The 202-nt window shown below is 65.8% G+C and carries 1 protein-coding gene; it reads left to right on the top strand.

Annotated features, from left to right (window positions below; genetic code table 11):
- On the top strand, window positions 1–202 hold a 202-nt coding region (locus ADK64_RS43040), incomplete at both ends, for a hypothetical protein (protein WP_159046273.1).

Genomic DNA, 202 nt, shown 5'->3' with positions numbered 1-202 from the left:
TTGTGGAGGTGGCGGGGGGCTGGGAGGCGTTGGGTCGTAAGACCAGGCGTCTGCGTGTCAGTCATGCTTTCCACTCGCATCGTATGGACGGCATGCTGGCGGGCTTCCGTGAGGTGGCGGAGGGGTTGTCGTACGGGGTGCCGCGCATCGCGATCGTCTCCAACGTCACCGGTACGCTCGCGTCCGCCGACGAGATCACCAC

It is taken from the genome of Streptomyces sp. MMG1121 (assembly GCF_001280015.1).
Taxonomy (GTDB): domain Bacteria; phylum Actinomycetota; class Actinomycetes; order Streptomycetales; family Streptomycetaceae; genus Streptomyces.
Note: the sequence above shows the minus strand (reverse complement) of the source record. Positions and strands in the feature narration are given on the sequence as shown.